The following is an 18,728-nucleotide window of genomic DNA, read 5'->3' as shown; positions in this document are numbered from 1 at the left end:
AGGCGGCAATAGAAGTGGGTTTCATTCTAAAATTTTTTGTGGGAAGGCTGTTGAAGCTTGTCCTGCTGCTTCTGGCTGCCAGTATTTTAGCATTCACGCTTGTGAGTAATTCTCCGGTTGACCCTGTTCAATCCTATATTGGAGCAGAAATGACACGAGTCAGTCCGGAACAGCGGGAGAATATTGCTGCTTACTGGGGGATGGATGAACCACCTGTACAGCAGTATCTGAAATGGGCAAAGGCTATGCTTAACGGGGATATGGGAACATCCCTGATTTATCGGAGCCCCGTAGCAGAAGTGATCGCCGAGAGGTTCCTTGCCTCACTGGCACTTATGGGGGTGGCCTGGGTTTTCTCAGGCCTTTTTGGCTTTCTGCTGGGTATAGTTGCGGGGATGAAGGAAGGGTCATGGGCAGACCGGCTGATTAAATGGTATTGTCTTATGTTGGCATCTACTCCTTCATTTTGGCTCGGACTGCTGTTATTAATGATGTTTTCCGTCTGGCTCGGGTGGTTCCCTGTGGGGTTGGGTACACCGGCCGGCATTCTGGCAGAGGATGTCACTTTGCTTGAAAGGGTACAGCATTTATTTCTCCCTGCTTTGACATTAAGTGTCATTGGTGTCAGCGGGGTTGCCCTGCATACAAGACAGAAGCTTATAGAAGTGATGCACACCGATTATATCCGGTTTGCCATGGCAAGAGGGGAACGTGGAATCCAGCTGGTAAGACGGCATGGTCTGCGTAATATCCTTCTGCCAGCTGTTTCGTTGCATTTTGCATCTTTCGGAGAGCTGTTCGGCGGGGCGGTTTTAGCTGAACAAGTGTTTTCGTATCCCGGTCTAGGACAGGCGGTTGTCCAGGCCGGTCTCGGTGGGGATGTGCCCCTCCTGCTGGGGGTTGTGCTGGCAAGCACCATCTTTGTTTATATGGGGAATATGATGGCGGACGGACTTTATCGTGTGGTTGATCCCCGGATAAGAAAAGGGGGGATAGAACGATGAGCCATTTTTTAAATAAACGGAAACGTTCTGCAGCAGTCATGCTGCTCTCTTTGCTACTTCTTGCTGGTATTGCGGCTGCCGGCACATGGACAGGCAGTGAAAGGCTAGGTGTGGATTTAGATGCCAGAAATCAGGCTCCTTCATTAATGCATCTGTTTGGCACTGATTGGCTTGGCCGTGATATGTTTGCCCGAACGGTCAAGGGATTGTCGCTGAGTCTGTGGGTGGGGGTCATCGCAGCCTTCACCAGCTCCCTGATCGCTTTTGTCCTAAGCGTGGCAGCAGTTTGGAACAGTTGGATGGACCGCATGGTGACATTTCTCATTGATCTGTTCCTAAGTGTGCCCCATATTGTATTGCTATTACTGATTTCTTTTGCTTTTGGCGGCGGGTTTATCGGTGTAACCGTCGGACTTGCACTTACTCACTGGCCTTCCCTTGCACGTGTACTCCGGGCGGAAATCATGCAGGTGAAGCATACAGAATATACCCAGATCTCCAGGAGAATGGGGAAACCGGGGTGGTGGATCGCTGTTCACCATTATCTTCCCCACTTGCTTCCCCAACTGTTTATCGGCTTTATATTGCTATTTCCCCATGCTGTTCTGCACGAGGCCGCTATCACATTTCTCGGGTTCGGCCTGCCAGAAGAGCAGCCTGCCATTGGGGTGATTCTATCAGAGTCCATGCAATATCTATCTATGGGCATGTGGTGGCTCGCTTTCTTCCCGGGGCTTTCCCTGTTGCTGATGGCCACTGCATTTGAAGCGTTGGGCAGAAATATCCGAAGATGGATGGATCCTTTCTATGGCCAAAAGGGATCATAAAACAATGGAAGTAATAGAGGTGACGCTATGAATAGAGCTGAAGATCCCTTGCTTTTGGAAGTGAAGGATTTCAGGCTATCCTTTTTACAATACAAAAAAGCTTGGGAGGAGCAATATGTCCAAGTGGTCAATAAGCTGGATTTATCCATTCGCAAAGGAGAAATAGTTGCGGTAATCGGTGCCAGTGGATCGGGGAAAAGCCTTTTGGCGGATGCTATCCTAGGTATCCTGCCTTCTAATGCCCGGCCGGAAGGGGAGCTGTTTTTTAAAGGAGAGATGCTGACGGCTGATAGGCAAAAGGCACTGCGGGGGAATGAAATTGCCTTAATCCCTCAATCCGTCCAGTCCCTAAATCCGCTGATCAAGGCTGGAAAGCAGGTAAAAAGGAATACTGGGAGCAGACCGGTGCAACCCTGGGGAAAAGTGGGGATCACCGAAGAAATAGCAGGACGTTATCCCTTTGAATTGTCCGGGGGTATGGCTAGAAGAGTGCTGACAGCGACCGCCCTCGAATCAGATCCTGAACTGATTATCGCAGACGAGCCAACCCCCGGCTTGGACCCAACAGTTCTCGAGGAAACAATCGGGCATATTAGGGATTTGGCAGGCAGAGGCACAGGCATCATGTTCATTACACATGACATCTCTACAGCCATAAAGATAGCTGATAAGTTGGTGATCATGGATGAAGGGCGGACCATCGAAACCGCAGATTCATCTGCTTTTTCAGGAGATGGGAAAAAATTAAAGGAGGCTTATACCCGGAGACTTTGGAAAGCTTTGCCTCAAAACGACTTTACGGCCATTCCCCAGCGTATTGGCTACCAAGACCGAGGCAAAGGGGAACTGAAAGCTGATGGTATAGCGTACCGCTATGAGCGAGGGAGCTATCTGTTTAAAAACCTGGACATGGCCATAAAAAGAGGTGAAGTGGTCGGGTTATATGGGATCAGCGGATCGGGCAAAACCACCCTGGCTCAGGTTCTGGCCGGTTACAGGAACCCGCTCGAAGGGAAGGTGAAAATAGAAGGCCAATCAAAAGGAGTGAGCAAGGTACATCCCGTCCAGCTTATTTGGCAGCACCCTGAACGGGCGGTAAACCCTCGTTGGAAGCTGAAAAAAGTCTGGAAGGAAGCAGGGATCACTAATCCGGAAATTATGCGAACCCTTGGAATCCGTCCGGAATGGCTGGAACGGTACCCTAGCGAACTTTCTGGTGGTGAATTGCAAAGAATTTGTCTGGCCCGGGCCTTCCACCCATCCGTGAAATATATCATTGCAGATGAGATGACTACCATGCTGGATGCTTACACACAGGCCAGCATATGGGATGCGGTACTGAATCATGCTAATGAGCAGAGCATCGGTATACTTGCTATCAGCCATGATGGCCCCTTGCTGGAACGGATCAGCAGCAGGGTTATTGAGTACGAATCCATCCGGAATGTATAGAAGTTGTGATATCCTTCTGATAGGTGGGGAAAGTGAGATTAGAACCGGGTAAACTTTATTGATGGGAGGTAAACCATGCTGGATTTCATTATATGGGTCCTCATTATTGTGTTGTTCATTGCTGCTTTTGCAGGGATCGTTTTCCCTATAATTCCGTCAGTACTAGTTATTTGGGCGGGGTTCCTGTTGTATCACTTTGTATTGAATTCCGCTGAGCTGACAACGTTCTTTTGGCTGGTCATGATTGTCTTTACCGTTATTCTCATCGGAGCGGACATCATCGCCAACAGCTACTTTGTAAGAAGGTTTGGAGGCAGTAAAATGGGAGAGCACGCCGCTGCGGTCGCAGTGATTATCGGCTCATTTATTTATCCTCCTTTCGGGATTATTATCGTCCCATTTATAGCTGTATTGGCCATTGAGTTGGTCCAAAGAAGAACTGCCTCGGAAGCTGTACGTGCTTCCATTGGATCTTTGCTGGGATTTTTGGGCGGTGCTTTTGCCAAGATCATCCTTCAATTCATTATGATTGTCTGGTTTTTTATTGTCATTTGGTTTTAACAAAAGAGAAGGAAGAAGGTGTGCTAAGTTGGAATATCCTCCAAGGGTCGTAACGATAGCAGGGTCGGCTGCCGGCGGAAGTGCCGGAATCCAGGCCGACTTAAAGACTTTCCAGGAATTGGATGTATACGGAATGAGTGTGATCAGTGCAATTGTAGGCAAACATCCGTCAACAGGCAGGAATGTTCACGTGCAGACCATCGAAGCGATTGAAGCGCAGTTTGCAACATTGATGCGCCAAGTAGGTGCAGATGCCTTAAAAACCGGTATGCTGTTTACCAAAGAAGTCATTAAGTTAACCGCCCGTTTGATCGAGGAATACGATATTACATCGGTCGTTGTCGATCCCGTCATGATTGGAAAGATGGATTCCAAGCTGCTGAAGGATGATGCAATAGATGCGCTGGTGGACAGGTTAATACCTTGTGCAAAAATCATAACGCCTAATGTTCCGGAAGCTTCTTTATTACTGGGGGGAAGAAAATTGGATACCGTGGATGAACTTAAGCAGGCTGCTGTTGATTTACATGCCCTCGGGGCGCCGAGTGTTCTAATAAAAGGCGGTAGACTGAAAGGGCCGGCTATCGACGTACTGTATGATGGAGAAGATCTTACGACATTGACAGCACCGAGGATTGACACGGTAAATACAAGCGGAGCCGGCTGTACCTATTCTGCTGCAGTTGCCGCTTATATGGCTAAAGGGAAATCAGTCAAAGAGGCTGTACGGTCGGCGAAGGAGTTTGTGACGGCAGCGATTGAACATAGCTTTTCGTATACGGATGTGGTAGGCCCGACCTATCACGCGGCAGTACGCAAGTATGGTCCTGGACCTGCCATTCAAGTGGAAACTGTAAGGTTGGATTAATAGTTACGAAAGGGGGGCAAGTAATGGTGATGGAGATAATAAAGGGGGCCCGTGCCCGGTTTTTTTATGAAAGGCTATGCTTATGTTAGTGCGGATTGCTTGCCCTATATAAAGGTGCCTGGGCCGATAGACCTTGACTTTGTGTATACATAAATATATATTAAGAAATATAAAGGAAACGTTGATGAGGACTAGTATGATAGGATGGTCTTTTTAAGAGAGGGAATGGTTGCTGCGAATTCCTGAAGGCCTTATCGGAACCTGCCTCTAAGTTCGCCGCCGGACAGGCAGGATGCTGCTGCAAGGCGTGCGCGGTTCATGTCCGTTATCCATTAGAGTGTGCAGGGTTATTTAATGATTCTGCAAACAAGGGTGGTACCACCAAACCTCGGTCCCTTTACGGATGGAGGATTTTTTTGTACTTTCTTAAGCTTCAGGGACTGCCGGGACACCGGCATTTCCCAGAAACATACATATTCTGAGATAAGAGGTGTTGAGTGTGGGTAAGAAGAATAAGCAGTTTGTTGAAAAAATTACTGCCATGGAAGATGATTTCGCACAATGGTATACCGATGTAGTCAAGCAGGCTGACCTGGTCGATTATGGCCCGGTAAGGGGAACAATGATCATTAAGCCGGATGGCTTTGCTATTTGGGAGAATATCCGTGATGAACTGGACAGGCAGATTAAAGAGACAGGACACTCCAATGTCTCCTTCCCATTGTTTATCCCTGAAGGCCTTCTGCAGAAAGAGAAAGACCATGTGGAAGGTTTCGCTCCAGAGGTTGCCTGGGTAACCCATGGGGGAGAGGAAGAGTTGAGTGAGCGGTTGGTCGTCCGTCCTACCTCAGAGGCGCTGTTCTGTGAATACTACTCGAAAAACATCCATTCTTATCGCGACCTGCCAATGCTGTATAACCAGTGGAGCAATGTAGTACGCTGGGAAAAGACCACTCGGCCATTCCTCCGCTCCCTGGAGTTTTTATGGCAAGAAGGACATACGGCCCATGCTACGTATGAAGATGCAGAGCAAGAAGCCAACAGAATGCTGGAAGTCTATGCAGATGTTGTGGAAAACTATCTGGCAATCCCTGTTTTAAAAGGAAAGAAAACCGAAAAGGAAAAATTTGCAGGTGCAAAATATACACTGACAATTGAAAGTCTCATGCATGACGGGAAAGCTCTGCAATCGGGTACTTCCCATCATTTCGGTTCGGGATTTGCCGAGGCTTTTGATATTTCCTATCTCGATGAAAATGGAGAGCAACAGCATGTGCACCAGACGTCCTGGGGAATTACCACACGGTTGATTGGTGCCCTGATTATGGTCCACGGTGACAACCGCGGCTTGGTCATCCCTCCAAGGATTGCGCCAACACAGGCGATGATTGTACCGATCGCCCAGCATAAAGAAGGGGTGCTCGACAAGGCTTATGATCTGCGCGACAGACTGAAGCACCTCGCACGTGTGGATATTGATGGCAGTGATAAGATGCCAGGATGGAAATTCAATGAATATGAAATGAAAGGGATACCTGTCCGGATTGAGATGGGGCCAAAGGATATCGAGAAAGGACAGGTGGTGCTTGTCCGTCGGGATACAGGTGAAAAGGAATTCGTTCCCCTTGAGAACCTCGAGACCCGGCTTCCGGCCTTGCTTGATGAGATTCAGGAAAATCTGTTTGAGAAGGCATTGGCCCATCGAGATCAGAAGACAAGTGTTGCTAAGGACATGAAAGAATTTGCACAGAAATTAGAGGAAAACCCAGGCTTCCTCAAAGCTATGTGGTGTGGGGATACAGCCTGTGAAGAGAAAATCAAAGAGGAGACAACAGCCACTTCACGATGCATACCATTTGAACAGGAAAAAGTATCTGATACCTGTGTATGCTGTGGGAAAGAAGCAAAAGAACTAGTATACTGGGCAAAAGCATATTAATACAAAAATGGACGCATGTTTAATGCGTCCATTTTTGTCTATTTCTGGAGTGCTTCCACAATATCTTTGCGGAGGCTTTCCGGTTTGGCCTGGGGAGCATAGCGCTCAATGACCTCCCCCTGTCTGTTAATCAGGAATTTAGTAAAGTTCCATTTGATCTGATTAGTCATTATTCCCTTTTTCTGGTTGGTGAGGTAATTGAACAGAGGGTGGGCATTCTCTCCTTTGACATCCACTTTACTGAACATCTGGAAGGTCACCCCATAATTTTTCTGGCAAAACTCGGCGATTTCCTCATCGGTTCCTGGGTCTTGCTCTTTGAATTGATTGCTCGGAAACCCAAGAATTTCAAACCCTTGATCTTTATATTCCTCGTAGAGACTTTGCAATGCTTCAAACTGCGGGGTAAACCCGCATTTGCTTGCAGTATTGACAATCAGAAGCACCTTGCCTTTATATACTTCCAGTGATTTCTCTTCTCCCTCAATAGTTGTCGCTGAAAAATCATAGATACTCAAAGTTTGACCCTCCTCTTATGGAAAGGATAGCAATAGGCTTGATCATTGTCAAAATATTGCCTTAAAGAGAGATGAAAAAAGACAGCCCTAAAGGCTGTCTTCTTAACATTCATTATGCTTCTTGTTTCAATGTTTCATCAATCTGATTGAGACGATGCTCCACTTCCTCTTCAGAGAGGTCGTGTTCTTTTACATACATGTTCCGTGGGCTGACACGGCACTCGTGGGTGCAGCCCCGAAGATATTTATGCTCATTCTCTTCTGAGCAGAGAATTTGTTTATTACATTCTGGGTTTGCACAATTAACATACCGTTCACAAGGTTCGCCATCAAAATAGTCGACGCCGACTACAACGTGTTCTTTCTGATTGACTAGTACAGAAATGCGTTCATCGAATACGTAGCATTTTCCGTCCCATAGTTCTCCTTGTACTTCCGGGTCTTTTCCATATGTGACAATCCCGCCATGCAGCTGTGCTACATCTTCGAAACCTTCTTTTACCAGCCATCCGGAGAATTTTTCGCAGCGGATTCCGCCGGTACAGTAGGTCAGAATTTTCTTTCCTTCAATAAGGTGTTTGTTTTTCTCAACCCACTCCGGAAGTTCACGGAAGGTTTCAATATCAGGACGGATAGCCCCGCGGAAATGTCCCAGATCATATTCGTAATCATTTCTTGCGTCAAGTACAACTGTATCCTCGTCCTGCATCGCTTCATAGAATTCCTTTGGGTCGAGATATTCCCCTGTCGTTTCATGCGGGTTGATATCATCTTCCAAACGCAGTGTCACCAGCTCATTCCGCGGCCGTACGTGCATTTTCTTGAATGCATGGCCGTCATGCTCGTCCACCTTAAATACCATGTCAGCGAAGCGGGGATCGTTATGCATTGCTTCCATGTATTTATTCGTCTGTTCTACTGTGCCGGACACTGTACCATTAATTCCTTCTTCGGCTACAAGTATGCGTCCTTTCAGGCCAAGGTCCTTGCAGAACTTCAAGTGCTCGTCTGCATATGTTTCCGGATCCTCGATATGCACATAGTTATAGTACAACAGCACACGATAATTAGTTTCCATGATTATTACCACCTATTCATTCATATTTGCAAGATATAAATGTATGGTAGTCGGTATTCAATTTTATAATCTTGCAAGGATTTATTTTATCAATTTTTCCGGGAAAAGACAACATACCTGTTATATTGCCCAATGGCAAGCTGAAATTCAGTCAGACATCCTGGCAAATGCCTTTGATATAGCTTGTTACATCTCTTTCCTCCAGCCCTTGGTGGAATATTTCCATTTGCCCTTGCCAACGGGATAGTCGATCCTCATCCTGAAGCACTTCCAATATAATATCTTCCAGATTGGCTGTATTGCTTTTCCAATATGGAAGATGATGGACAAGTCCCTGATCCTTCAAATATGTTAGATTTACTTCCTCCTGACCCGGAAGAGCTTCATAAACAAATGTGGGAATTCTTTTCCACAGGCACTCGGTGATGGTGATGCCGCCCGGTTTCGTGATGAGGGCATCTGCCTCATTGTACAATTCATTCATTTCCTTTTTTGATGATATATATGGAATAGGGGAAACGTTCGTGTAAACGGAACTGCGGAGGGATTGATGCAGCCGGGTGTTCTTTCCGCAGAGGACTTTATAGTGGACACGTCCCCCAGGTCTCAGCTGTAGTAACAATTCCTTAATAGAACCGGCCCCCATATTTCCCCCGCTGATGATAATAGTATATTTTTCAGACGGACTAACCGGACGTATAGGATCCCTTTGAAAAAGGGGATGGATCGGGATCCCTGAGACAATTACATGTTCGGCGGGAACGCCTTTTTTCAGTAAATCCTGTTTCACATGCAGACTAGGAACAAAATGATAATCTATGCCATTAATCCCCCAGAGGTTATTAATAAAAAAGTCCGTGTATACATTGATGACCTTTCCCTTCCATTTCCCGCTGCTTTTAAGTTGTGATAGCAGGTAAGAAGGAAGGGCATGGGTACAGATCACCACATCCGGGCCTTTCTCCTGAATCAATTGCTGAATCTTTTTTTGAAACAGCCATTCATAAAGGTAGTATCTCTTGTGCTGGGACTGTTGCTTAAGGGCGCCAAATTTGTACACCATGCTGTAAAGCTTTGGTAATCTGTGGATCCACTGTAAATAGACAGCAGAAACCACGGACTCTGCTCTGCCGTAGCTATGGGAAATCAACTCGGCTTTTTCGCAGATAAATTCTTTTCCTGTCTCTTCCAGCTGGTGCTTCAGGCTGTCAGCAGCATGGTGATGCCCCGAGGGCAAGCGCAATAGAGGCATAAACAGTATTCTTGGCATACTCATCCTTCTCCTTCGGCACTTATTTTATGGAAGGTGCAGCGTTTCATGCAGCAAACCTTAAATTACCAGACATAACAGATGTCCAATGCAGTCAGATTATAGGTGAGTTCATTCATTAATTTTGACGAGGAGAAACGGTATGAAATTACAACTAAGGAAAATATGTATTTTGTTTTGGGATATCGTCGACCCAATTTATTATCGTTTTACCAGGCTGCAGCATATTGAATCTTCAGAGGGGGAAAAAACCGTCATACGGGCACGATTAACCAGGTATAAGGGGAAATCTGTCCAGCTCTCTGATGGAACGATGATAAAAAAGAATGATGTTCTCTTAAAAATCCATCTCCACAATGTCATGCTGCTGAGGAAAATGGAAGGCTATGGCGAAGTGAGAAAGGCGATCTTTATTTATAAAAGCGTCCAGGAATCTCTTCCATTTATTGCGAAATATTTGCAGAGCCAAGGATATGATGAAAAAGTAAAAGGGTTGATAGGCATTACATTGCTTCACAGAGGGTGCCGGAAATTGGGGTTTGATACCAGGCCGATATCGAATCCATATTATAAATATTTTAAGAAAGCAGCGCTTGCTCCCATTCATTTTCTGTCTTCGGCACGTTCCATACAGAAGAACGAATCTTTCCCTATGTATTTATTCATGTCAAAGGACCATCTGTTCCGAAAATATTCAAACGGATAACCAATACGGATAACCAATACTTATCCATAAATTACAAGTGAAATCCACCCCCTCCTCCCTTTATAATGGATAGAGAGGAGGGATAAGAATGTATCTTTTAACAGCAGCCATTCTAATAGGTGTAATAGCTCTATTATACAGTGGCTACCGAAATACTAAATCCGTTCAAATCAACCAAATCAATTTGGAAAAGATAGAGCGAGAGAAAGCAGATCAAGAAAAAACAGATCAAGAAAAAACCAAACCATTGCGCATTCTTCACCTCTCTGATATCCACTTGGAGAATCTATCCATTACCCCACAGGAATTATATAATTATATAAATAAGCAGCATATTGACTTGATTGCATTGACAGGAGATTTTCTTGATCGGAAGAGAAGCATTAAAAGGCTGGCTCCTTATCTAGAAGTAATTGGAAAAATCAACCCGAAATACGGCACCTATGCCAACTTTGGGAATCATGACTATGTCCTGAAAGAGGAGCCGTTCCGCCGATTAAAGCAAATGCTCATCGATTATGGAATCCATACACTGCAAAATGAAAATAAAGCAATTGATATAAACGGAATTTCCCTAAACATTATCGGCATAGATGATTATGGAACAGGAAGAAGTAACTTGTCCAAGTCCTATGAGGGCTTGCAGAATGGTTACAATTTGGTCCTGACCCATGATCCTAATGTGGTTTTGGAAATGGAAGAATATCATTTCAACTATTTGCTTGCGGGCCATTTTCATGGCGGTCAGATTCATTGGCCAAAACCGTATCACCTGGTAAAGATGGGCAAATTGGTTCGCATGGATATGGTGAAAGGCATGCAGTACTTCCGCGGCCGGCCATTCTATATAAGTGAGGGTTTGGGCCAGACCGGGGTAAATATCCGTTTCGGCAGCCGGCCGGAGATTACGTTCCATCAGATTGAGCTGCCGGTAGAGGAAACACAGGCCGTGGAGACTCGGAAAGATGTGGGAGCCAGGCTTGATAAGCACTCCGCTGCCTCATAAGAAATTAATTTTATAAATGCTTGCATTTTAATTCTAAAAGGGTTAAAGTAAGGATAGCAAAAGGAAATTGAAGGATGAATAATACTTTACGATCTCTTTAACAAAGTGGTGTAAAAGTATTTATGACTCAATTATACTTTGCACGATATTTGTATAAGGAGGTCATTTTAAATGACTGGTAAAGTAAAATGGTTTAATGCAGAAAAAGGTTTTGGTTTCATCGAGCGTGAAGACGGAGACGATGTATTCGTACACTTCTCAGCTATCCAAGCTGAAGGTTTCAAAACGCTTGAAGAAGGCCAAGACGTTGAATTTGAAATCGTAGAAGGCAACCGTGGACCACAAGCAGCTAACGTTGTCGCTCTATAATAGATAGAGATCAGAAGAAAAGGTTTATCCCTATATGGGGTAGACCTTTTTTGTTATGAAGTGGAGATATTATTCCTTTAATAAGAAGACATGGAGCTGCCGGAAGACACGTATACTTCTGTAGGACAATCTTCTGTGGACAGCGAAGAGTGTAATCGATGATAAACAGGATATCAACCGTCGTTATACCAAGGTTGTTATTATTTTTTCAAGTTGTCCTTTAGCATGTAGAAAAGGAGCTGGGAGAATGGATGAATTCAGCTGGAAGAGAGAGGCGGAGACGGCGTGGAATGACCGGGCGTCATTCTGGAGATCCCGTAGCCGGGATATGTGGGAGAATGGGAGTAGGAAAGATATTGTTCCGTTTGTGGAAAAGCATGTACCAAAAGGCAGCAAGGTCCTTGATATTGGCTGTGGAGACGGTTATGGTTCACAAAAACTGTACCGTTCAGGTTATACTGTTTCCGGCATTGATTTATCAGGTGAAATGATAGCCGCGGCAGATAGGGCGGGGGAAGGCAGTATTTCTTTTAGGGAAGGAGACGCCAGCAACCTACCTTATGAGGATGGAAGTCATGATGCTGTTATGGCAATAAATGTTTTGGAATGGACAGAATCGCCTCTGGCAGCCTTGCGTGAAATGAAAAGGGTATTAAGAGACGACGGTATGGTCTGTGCCGGAATTCTAGGGCCGACAGCTGCTCCCCGGACAAACAGCTACCCGCGCCTGCTCGGTGAAAAGGTAATCTGCAATACGATGATGCCCTGGGAATTTCAGCAGCTTGCTGCGGAAGAGGGTCTTGAATATATGGACGGGTTCGGTGTTTTTAAACAAGGGGTTATGGATCAACATATCCGGTCACTGCCTCTGGAATTGAAACAGTCGCTAACGTTTATGTGGGTATTTATGCTGCAGAAAGCAGGTGGATGAAATGAGCAATAATGAGATGGAGAAGAAGGTCATCGAAAGCTATCAGAATGATGAGCGGATGATGATCCTGATCTATGTGCAATGGTGTGTCAATAATGAAATTGATCCAGTAGCTCTATATGAGGAAGCCTACCCTGGGCAGTCCAAAAATCAGACACTACAGGATATGCTCGAATTGGCAGTACCTAAAAATGAATCGGAAAATATAGCAGATCAGACCGTGCTGAATGCATTGCAGCTTTTCGGAAATGATGATCTAGCTTTTGCGGTCCAGGGAGAAATAGAGAAGCGGCAGCCGAAGTAGTCTGCCGCTTCCCCTTTTTTCTATTGCATAATCCTTGAAATTAAGTGTTATACCATTTGTGTGTTTTTATTTCTTCTGATAAAACATATCTGTCTCTATCTCGTCTTCCAATTACTGTTCAAAAAGCTTGATCAGTGCCTGAGTGCCGCTGTCGCTCCCCCCTTGCTCTGCCAATTCCCGGTAAAGATCCAGCGAAAGGGAAAGGCCGGGAGTGGACAAGCCCATTTCCTGTGCAGACTCCAGAGCGATTGTCATGTCTTTGATAAAATGTTTGACATAAAAACCTGGAGCATAGTCGCCCTTCAACATGCGTGGGCCGAGTTTCGACAATGAAAAGCTGCCTGCAGCACCGGTAGTAATGCTGTCCAGAACACGGCCTGGGCTTAAGCCTGCCTTTTTAGCATATGAGATCGCTTCGCAGACGCCGACCATATTCGAGGCGATGGTAATTTGGTTCGCCAGCTTTGTATGCTGACCGGCCCCTGCTTCGCCCTGCAGGATGATATTCTCGCCCATCACTTCAAAAATCGGCAGAACTTTCCTATATGCTTCTTCATTTCCGCCTGCCATTATGGCAAGGCCGCCATTCTTGGCTCCGATATCACCCCCGGATACAGGGGCATCCAGCGCCTCGATCTCTCTTTTTCTCGCTTTATCAAAGATTTCTTTTGCCAGTGCCGGCTTAGATGTAGTCATATCAATGGTATAAGTACCCGGTAAAGCATGAGCAAGTATACCGTTATCTCCGAAGTAGACGTCTTCCACGTCTTTCGGGTAGCCGACCATGGTAATGATCACGTCCGAATCTCTGGCTATCTCCGCTATGCTTTCCTTCCAAACAGCTCCCTGGTCGATCAGCTCCTGCGCTTTCTCTTTCGTTCTTGTGAAAATATGAAGGGGATAACCGGCTTTCAACAGGTTGCCGGCCATACTCTTACCCATTACTCCAGTTCCTATAAAGCCTATTACTATGTCATTTTTCTGCAATGAGGATTCCTCCTTTTCCCTTTAACCGTTAAATTCGACAAAAATCAGCTAAATCCTGTCAGATATAGCAAAAATTAGCCGATTACCTTCTCCGGGCATCCGGCTGGTCGTTCTGCTATAGTTAGAAGAAAAAAGGAGAGGCTAAAAGTTGAAATGGAATTGTAAATCTTTTGCTGAATTGACCAATGAGGAATTATACCGGCTGCTGAGGGCGAGGGTGGAGGTTTTTGTTGTAGAACAAAATTGCCCATATCCGGAATTGGATGGTTTTGACCAGCATGCACTCCACTACTACCTGGAAGTGGATGGGGACACGGCAGCCCTTGTCCGTTTATTGCCTGCAGGCAGCAAATATGATAAGCCTTCCATCGGACGTGTCATGGTGGCAGAAAAGTATCGCGGCAATGGCTACGGCAGGGAGTTGATGGAAAGAGCAATTGAATACATAACCGGAGTGTGGCAGGAAGATCAAATTCATATCATGGCCCAAGAGTACTTGAAAAAGTTTTATGTTTCCTTGGGATTCCGGCAAATATCCGAAACTTTTATGGAGGATGATATTCCCCATATTGACATGATTTGGGAACGTCCGTAAAGAATCAATACATGGCTTTTACACATAGTATGAGTAGCATACTTTAAAATGGAGGATGATCCAAGATGATCACTACCGACCAGATGGAACAGTGTAAAGCCGCACTATTGGAACGACAAAATGAATTGATCCCCCATGTAGAAGACCACTTCGGAAATTCATTAGAAGCGGTCAAGGAATCGATGAGCGAGTTATCCAATTATGACAACCACCCAGGTGATTTTGGGACTGAATTATACGAAAGAGAAAAGGATATAGCCCTCAATGACCATGCGGAAAAGGAATTGGAAGAAATAAATGAAGCTCTGCATGCCATTGACCAGGGAACATACGGGATCTGCAGCAAATGTGGAGAAGATATTCCCTTTGAGCGGCTGATGGCTGTCCCTACTACGGACAGATGTGTGGAGCATGCGGCAGATAATACGTTTGAACATAGCCGGACGGTGGAGGAAGAGGTATTCAGCCCGAACATCAATCCGGATGAGGTGACAGATGAAGAACAAGTCAATTATGATGCAGAAGACTCTTGGCAGGATGTAAGCAGATATGGGACCTCGGAATCTCCTTCCGATTTCTATGAAGACAAGGAAAACTATGAGGATATGTTTCCGAACAGTGAGGAAAATACAGCGGAAGCGGAGGATTTGGAAGGATGGCTGTCTGCTGATATAGATGGAAATTATGCCGGCCCTTCCTATCATCATAATAAATACGAAGAGGAACAGGACCGGAGGGATAGTTAGCCGCAATCCAAATGTAAAGCGGAAAAGATCAGATGTTCAAACAAAAAATCTCCACCTATGCCCTTGGCACAGGTGGAGATTTTTTTAGAGCTGATTCTGTTCACGGGCTTCAAGTTCAAGATTGACCGTTTCTTTATTTCCGTCCCGATAGAATTCTATCTCAACGGTTTCTCCGATAGAAGCTTCTGAATACAGGTACTGTCTTAATTCTAGGATGGAGGTCACCTTATTTCCATTGATGGCTGTGATGACATCGAACCTCTTGAGACCTGCTTTTTCAGCGGCAGATCCTTCCTGCACCTCGGCAATAACCATCCCGCCTTCCACATCTTCCGGCAAGCTCAATTCTAGCTGCACTTGAGGTGGCACTTGATTCAGAGAAGCAGTAGTTATGCCGATAAGCGGCCGTACGATTTCTCCGTTCTTGCGCAGCTCTTCCATGATTGGCAGTGCTTGATCAATTGGTATCGCAAAACCGATGCCTTCGACTTGTTCACTGGCTATCTTCATGGAATTGATGCCAATCACATTTCCTTCTGCGTCCACCAAGGCACCGCCACTGTTACCAGGGTTGATTGCTGCATCTGTCTGCAGGACTTCAGTGACCCAGTCCGCACGGCTGTCCCCATTTGTGTCCACACTTACAGACCTGTTCATACCACTGATGATACCTTGGGTCACCGTGTTGGCAAATTCCAGGCCAAGAGGATTTCCTATGGCCATTACTGGTTCGCCGACTTTAAGCTCTGATGATGACCCCAGGCTTGCGACAGTATCAATATGTGATCCGTCTATTTCCAATACAGCCAGGTCTGTCAAAGCATCAGAACCTAAAATCTTGGCTGGAACTCTTTCTTCATCATTGATGACCACTTCCAATTCCTCGGCTCCCTCCACTACATGGTGATTGGTGACAACATAGGCTTTTCCGCCTTCTTTCTTATAGACAATGCCTGATCCTGCGCCGGATTCCTGGCTTTCCATCCATATGTTTTGCTGCTGGAGATTTACAATCCCAACCACTGCTTCAGCCGTCTCACTGATATTCTCTGAGGTAGCAGCATCTTCGTTTGAAATACTTTCAACCATGGAAGTTGCCGGAACCTCTTCATCACCGGACTGATTGTCTCCTGACGTACTGGATGGTGTGAACCCAAACATAAACACGAGGGAGACTATGATGGCGGAGAGGATACCACCGACAACTCCTCCCATCAAGGCACTTTTACCTGAAGCCTTTCTTGGATTATTTTTGGATTTTTTCTCTTCCAGTGTCGGTGAATGTGCCGATTCGTCTACTGGTGCTTGATAGGAAGATCCATTTCCTGAATTTTCCTGTGTGGAATCATCCTGATCTTTTGTATGGTCAAATGAACGCTCTTGATCTGAATCTTTCACTGTCGATCATCCTTTCTCTGCTTGTTTATATGTTTATTATAAATAATCCTGTTAGGATAGATTCGGTAAAATTGTGGAAAAAATGTGTAAAAGTAATATGGTAAGATAGAGATGATTATGTACAGAGGTGATGAAACATGAATGAATATATTGGTGTAGTAGAAGATGATCGAAATATCCAGAATATCGTTTCGGCCTATTTGAAAAAGGAAGGTTATCACGTCACGGTTGTCGAGTCGGCTGAAGAGGCATGGGAACAGTGGAGGGAAGATCCTCCTTCTATGTGGGTGCTGGATATCATGCTTCCAGGCATGGACGGCTATGAATTTTGTAAAAAAATCAGAGAGGAGAGCGATGTTCCCATTATTATCATTTCCGCAAAGGACGAAGAGATTGATAAAATTCTCGGCCTAGAGCTGGGAGGAGATGACTATTTGACCAAGCCTTTCAGTCCAAGAGAACTGGTGGCCAGGGTCAAGAGGCTGTTTAAAAGAGCCCAGCCTGCTCTTCAGCAGAATGGTGACTCACATGATAAGGTGGTGGCCGGTCAGCTCCTCATCTATAGGAATGAACGGCGTTTATTTTGGAATGGGAAGGAGCAGGATATTACAACCAAGGAATTTGATATGCTGCTGTTATTAGCGGATAACGTCAACCGGGCGTTTTCCCGGGAGGAGTTACTTACTAGGATTTGGGGAGAGGACTATTTCGGAAGTGATCGCGCAGTGGATGATCTCGTTAAACGTATACGTAAAAAGATTGCAGACCTCCCTCTTGAGACGGTCTGGGGATATGGCTACCGTCTGCGAAGAGATGAGGGCTAGGCGATGAAGCTGCAGCATCAGTTGAATATCGCTTTCACGGCTCTGTTGGTCATCATCATGGGCATCGCAAGTATTGTCATTTATTCCCTAATACTTGACCTGTTGATTGAGGATGAACGGCGCCAACTGGAACAGAGCGGAGAGGTCATTGTAAACCTTATGACGGATCAATATGGCAGCATGAATATCCAGCACTTCAATGAAGTTCTGGAACAGCAGGATCTGCAGCTGTTCCTGTATGACCGGAATCAGGATGCGGTGCTTTTTTCAACCATGTCGAATGAGATTGCCGAAGGATTTTACCAAAGTAATGATTTCTCCGATAATACAGAGGCATTGTGGGAATACGGAGGCAGTAATTTTGTAACCTCCAGAATTCTATTCTACCCTGAATCTCTAGGGTTGGAATTGATTCTGCTGACGCCCATGAGTGATATATCTGCTGTCCAACAGGATTTCATCTTTCTGATAATCGTCGTTTTTTTGATTGGTGCAGCTAGTGCAGGGGTGATCAGTTATTTTCTAACCAACAAGTTGGTAACCCCTCTTACGCGCCTGAAATGGCAGATGAAGAAAATTGAAAAACGGCAATTTGATCAAATAGAGGAGATTGAAGCGACCGGGGAAATTAAGGAAGTCGGGCAAAGTGTTTATGAAATGGCCCAAGAACTCCAGAGGTATATCAATTCCCAGCAGACCTTTTTCCAAAATGCCAGCCATGAATTGAAAACACCTTTAATGACGATCCAAGGATATGCAGAAGGGATAAAAGACGGTATTTTTGATGAAAATGATAAGGAAAAAGGTCTGGAAGTCATGGTGACCGAGGTCAGCCGGTTGAAGAAGATCATCAATGAGATGACACTCCTAGCCAAGTTGGATAGTGCTCCCGAGGTGTATGATGAATCAGAAGTAGATCTAGGGCAGCTGACGGAAAGGGTGGTAGACCGGGCTCTGCCGATCGCGAATGAGCGGGGAATAGAGCTGAGCCATCAAGTGAAAGAGGGGCTGGTAATTTCTGCCGATGAAGAAAAGATGCTCCAAGCATTGTTGAATCTGGTCATCAATGGAATTCGCCATGCCCGGACAGTGGTGAAGATAGAAATCAGCCGGACAAGAGACGAAATGCTGATGAGGATCGAGGATGACGGTGAAGGAGTTGCCCCTGATATGGCACCCCATATTTTCCACAGGTTTGTAAAAGGAAAAAATGGGGAAACCGGTTTAGGGCTGGCTATCGCCCGGGCGATTGTTGAGCAGTCCGGCGGAGGCATACGGCTTGAGGATTCCTCGCTCGGCGGGGCGAAATTCGAGGTTTTTTTTAGAAAATAGTCTATGTTATAAC

Annotated in this window: 20 protein-coding genes and 1 other annotated feature; of the genes, 15 read left to right on the top strand and 5 right to left on the bottom strand. The window is 45.5% G+C overall.

The features are described 5' to 3' along the window. Positions 1–14: 14 nt before the first annotated feature. The 6 genes from ACFODW_RS05685 to proS all read left to right on the top strand — a co-directional run bounded on the left by ACFODW_RS05685 (position 15) and on the right by proS (position 6,651). Positions 15–1,004 carry an ABC transporter permease gene (locus ACFODW_RS05685; RefSeq protein WP_390304135.1) on the top strand — a complete coding sequence of 330 codons (990 nt, stop codon included), beginning with the start codon at positions 15–17 and terminating at the stop codon, positions 1,002–1,004. Beyond that, positions 1,001–1,831, top strand: a complete 831-nt coding sequence (locus ACFODW_RS05680; RefSeq protein ID WP_390304133.1) for an ABC transporter permease — start codon at positions 1,001–1,003, stop codon at positions 1,829–1,831. The genes ACFODW_RS05685 and ACFODW_RS05680 overlap by 4 nt, the downstream gene beginning before the upstream one ends. A 27-nt stretch (positions 1,832–1,858) precedes the next feature. Further along, positions 1,859–3,283 (top strand): ABC transporter ATP-binding protein, encoded by a 1,425-nt coding sequence (locus ACFODW_RS05675; RefSeq protein ID WP_390304130.1) that lies wholly within the window; start codon positions 1,859–1,861, stop codon positions 3,281–3,283. A gap of 75 nt (positions 3,284–3,358) precedes the next feature. Continuing rightward, on the top strand, positions 3,359–3,844 hold the full coding sequence (locus ACFODW_RS05670; RefSeq protein WP_390304128.1) for a DUF456 domain-containing protein: 486 nt from the start codon (positions 3,359–3,361) through the stop codon (positions 3,842–3,844). Between the two features lie 28 nt (positions 3,845–3,872). Continuing rightward, positions 3,873–4,712, top strand: a complete 840-nt coding sequence (thiD, locus tag ACFODW_RS05665; protein WP_390304126.1) for a bifunctional hydroxymethylpyrimidine kinase/phosphomethylpyrimidine kinase — start codon at positions 3,873–3,875, stop codon at positions 4,710–4,712. 172 nt (positions 4,713–4,884) lie between these two features. Continuing rightward, positions 4,885–5,112 (top strand) — a binding site (T-box leader). Between the two features lie 99 nt (positions 5,113–5,211). After that, positions 5,212–6,651: a proline--tRNA ligase gene (gene proS, locus ACFODW_RS05660; protein WP_390304124.1), complete on the top strand. Its 1,440-nt coding sequence runs from the start codon at positions 5,212–5,214 to the stop codon at positions 6,649–6,651. Positions 6,652–6,689: 38 nt separating this feature from the next. Here the strand turns inward: proS and ACFODW_RS05655 are convergent, their stop codons facing one another. The 3 genes from ACFODW_RS05655 to ACFODW_RS05645 all read right to left on the bottom strand — a co-directional run bounded on the left by ACFODW_RS05655 (position 6,690) and on the right by ACFODW_RS05645 (position 9,517). Further along, positions 6,690–7,169, bottom strand: a complete 480-nt coding sequence (locus ACFODW_RS05655) for a glutathione peroxidase (protein WP_390304122.1) — start codon at positions 7,167–7,169, stop codon at positions 6,690–6,692. A 112-nt stretch (positions 7,170–7,281) separates the two neighbouring features. Then, complete coding sequence (trhO, locus tag ACFODW_RS05650; RefSeq protein ID WP_390304120.1) at positions 7,282–8,247, bottom strand: oxygen-dependent tRNA uridine(34) hydroxylase TrhO; 966 nt, start codon at positions 8,245–8,247, stop codon at positions 7,282–7,284. Positions 8,248–8,398: 151 nt separating this feature from the next. Next, positions 8,399–9,517: an MGDG synthase family glycosyltransferase gene (locus ACFODW_RS05645; RefSeq protein ID WP_390304118.1), complete on the bottom strand. Its 1,119-nt coding sequence runs from the start codon at positions 9,515–9,517 to the stop codon at positions 8,399–8,401. A 142-nt stretch (positions 9,518–9,659) separates the two neighbouring features. Here ACFODW_RS05645 and ACFODW_RS05640 point away from each other — a divergent pair, with 142 nt between their 5' ends. The 5 genes from ACFODW_RS05640 to ACFODW_RS05620 all read left to right on the top strand — a co-directional run bounded on the left by ACFODW_RS05640 (position 9,660) and on the right by ACFODW_RS05620 (position 12,833). Further along, positions 9,660–10,223: a YkoP family protein gene (locus tag ACFODW_RS05640; RefSeq protein WP_390304116.1), complete on the top strand. Its 564-nt coding sequence runs from the start codon at positions 9,660–9,662 to the stop codon at positions 10,221–10,223. A gap of 88 nt (positions 10,224–10,311) precedes the next feature. Next, complete coding sequence (locus ACFODW_RS05635) at positions 10,312–11,229, top strand: metallophosphoesterase (protein ID WP_390304114.1); 918 nt, start codon at positions 10,312–10,314, stop codon at positions 11,227–11,229. Positions 11,230–11,400: 171 nt separating this feature from the next. Continuing rightward, positions 11,401–11,598, top strand: a complete 198-nt coding sequence (locus ACFODW_RS05630; RefSeq protein WP_390268574.1) for a cold shock domain-containing protein — start codon at positions 11,401–11,403, stop codon at positions 11,596–11,598. 247 nt (positions 11,599–11,845) lie between these two features. Continuing rightward, positions 11,846–12,529, top strand: coding sequence for a class I SAM-dependent methyltransferase (locus ACFODW_RS05625; protein WP_390304112.1), 684 nt, complete (start codon positions 11,846–11,848; stop codon positions 12,527–12,529). 1 nt (position 12,530) lies between these two features. After that, positions 12,531–12,833: a hypothetical protein gene (locus ACFODW_RS05620; protein WP_390304110.1), complete on the top strand. Its 303-nt coding sequence runs from the start codon at positions 12,531–12,533 to the stop codon at positions 12,831–12,833. Between the two features lie 111 nt (positions 12,834–12,944). On the opposite strand, the gene ACFODW_RS05615 is transcribed toward ACFODW_RS05620, so the two are convergent. Then, positions 12,945–13,820 (bottom strand): NAD(P)-dependent oxidoreductase, encoded by an 876-nt coding sequence (locus tag ACFODW_RS05615; RefSeq protein ID WP_390304108.1) that lies wholly within the window; start codon positions 13,818–13,820, stop codon positions 12,945–12,947. Between the two features lie 148 nt (positions 13,821–13,968). Between ACFODW_RS05615 and ACFODW_RS05610 the strand changes: the two genes are divergently transcribed. Both ACFODW_RS05610 and ACFODW_RS05605 read left to right on the top strand, forming a co-directional pair. Next, positions 13,969–14,415 (top strand): GNAT family N-acetyltransferase, encoded by a 447-nt coding sequence (locus ACFODW_RS05610; protein ID WP_390304106.1) that lies wholly within the window; start codon positions 13,969–13,971, stop codon positions 14,413–14,415. A 65-nt stretch (positions 14,416–14,480) separates the two neighbouring features. Beyond that, positions 14,481–15,161 (top strand): TraR/DksA C4-type zinc finger protein, encoded by a 681-nt coding sequence (locus ACFODW_RS05605; protein ID WP_390304104.1) that lies wholly within the window; start codon positions 14,481–14,483, stop codon positions 15,159–15,161. A gap of 84 nt (positions 15,162–15,245) precedes the next feature. Here the strand turns inward: ACFODW_RS05605 and ACFODW_RS05600 are convergent, their stop codons facing one another. Next, positions 15,246–16,559: a S1C family serine protease gene (locus ACFODW_RS05600; RefSeq protein ID WP_390304102.1), complete on the bottom strand. Its 1,314-nt coding sequence runs from the start codon at positions 16,557–16,559 to the stop codon at positions 15,246–15,248. A gap of 137 nt (positions 16,560–16,696) precedes the next feature. On the opposite strand from ACFODW_RS05600, the gene ACFODW_RS05595 reads away from it, so the two are divergent. Together ACFODW_RS05595 and ACFODW_RS05590 are read left to right on the top strand one after the other, a co-directional pair. Beyond that, the gene (locus ACFODW_RS05595; protein WP_390304100.1) at positions 16,697–17,383 is read left to right on the top strand and encodes a response regulator transcription factor; all 687 of its coding nucleotides are present in this window, start codon (positions 16,697–16,699) and stop codon (positions 17,381–17,383) included. Between the two features lie 3 nt (positions 17,384–17,386). Next, positions 17,387–18,715: a sensor histidine kinase gene (locus ACFODW_RS05590; protein ID WP_390304098.1), complete on the top strand. Its 1,329-nt coding sequence runs from the start codon at positions 17,387–17,389 to the stop codon at positions 18,713–18,715. The last annotated feature ends 13 nt before the right edge of the window (positions 18,716–18,728 follow it).

The organism is Virgibacillus sediminis (genome assembly GCF_042643265.1).
Lineage (GTDB): Bacteria > Bacillota > Bacilli > Bacillales > Amphibacillaceae > Virgibacillus_O > Virgibacillus_O sediminis.
This window is presented reverse-complemented; position numbering and strand designations above follow the sequence as displayed.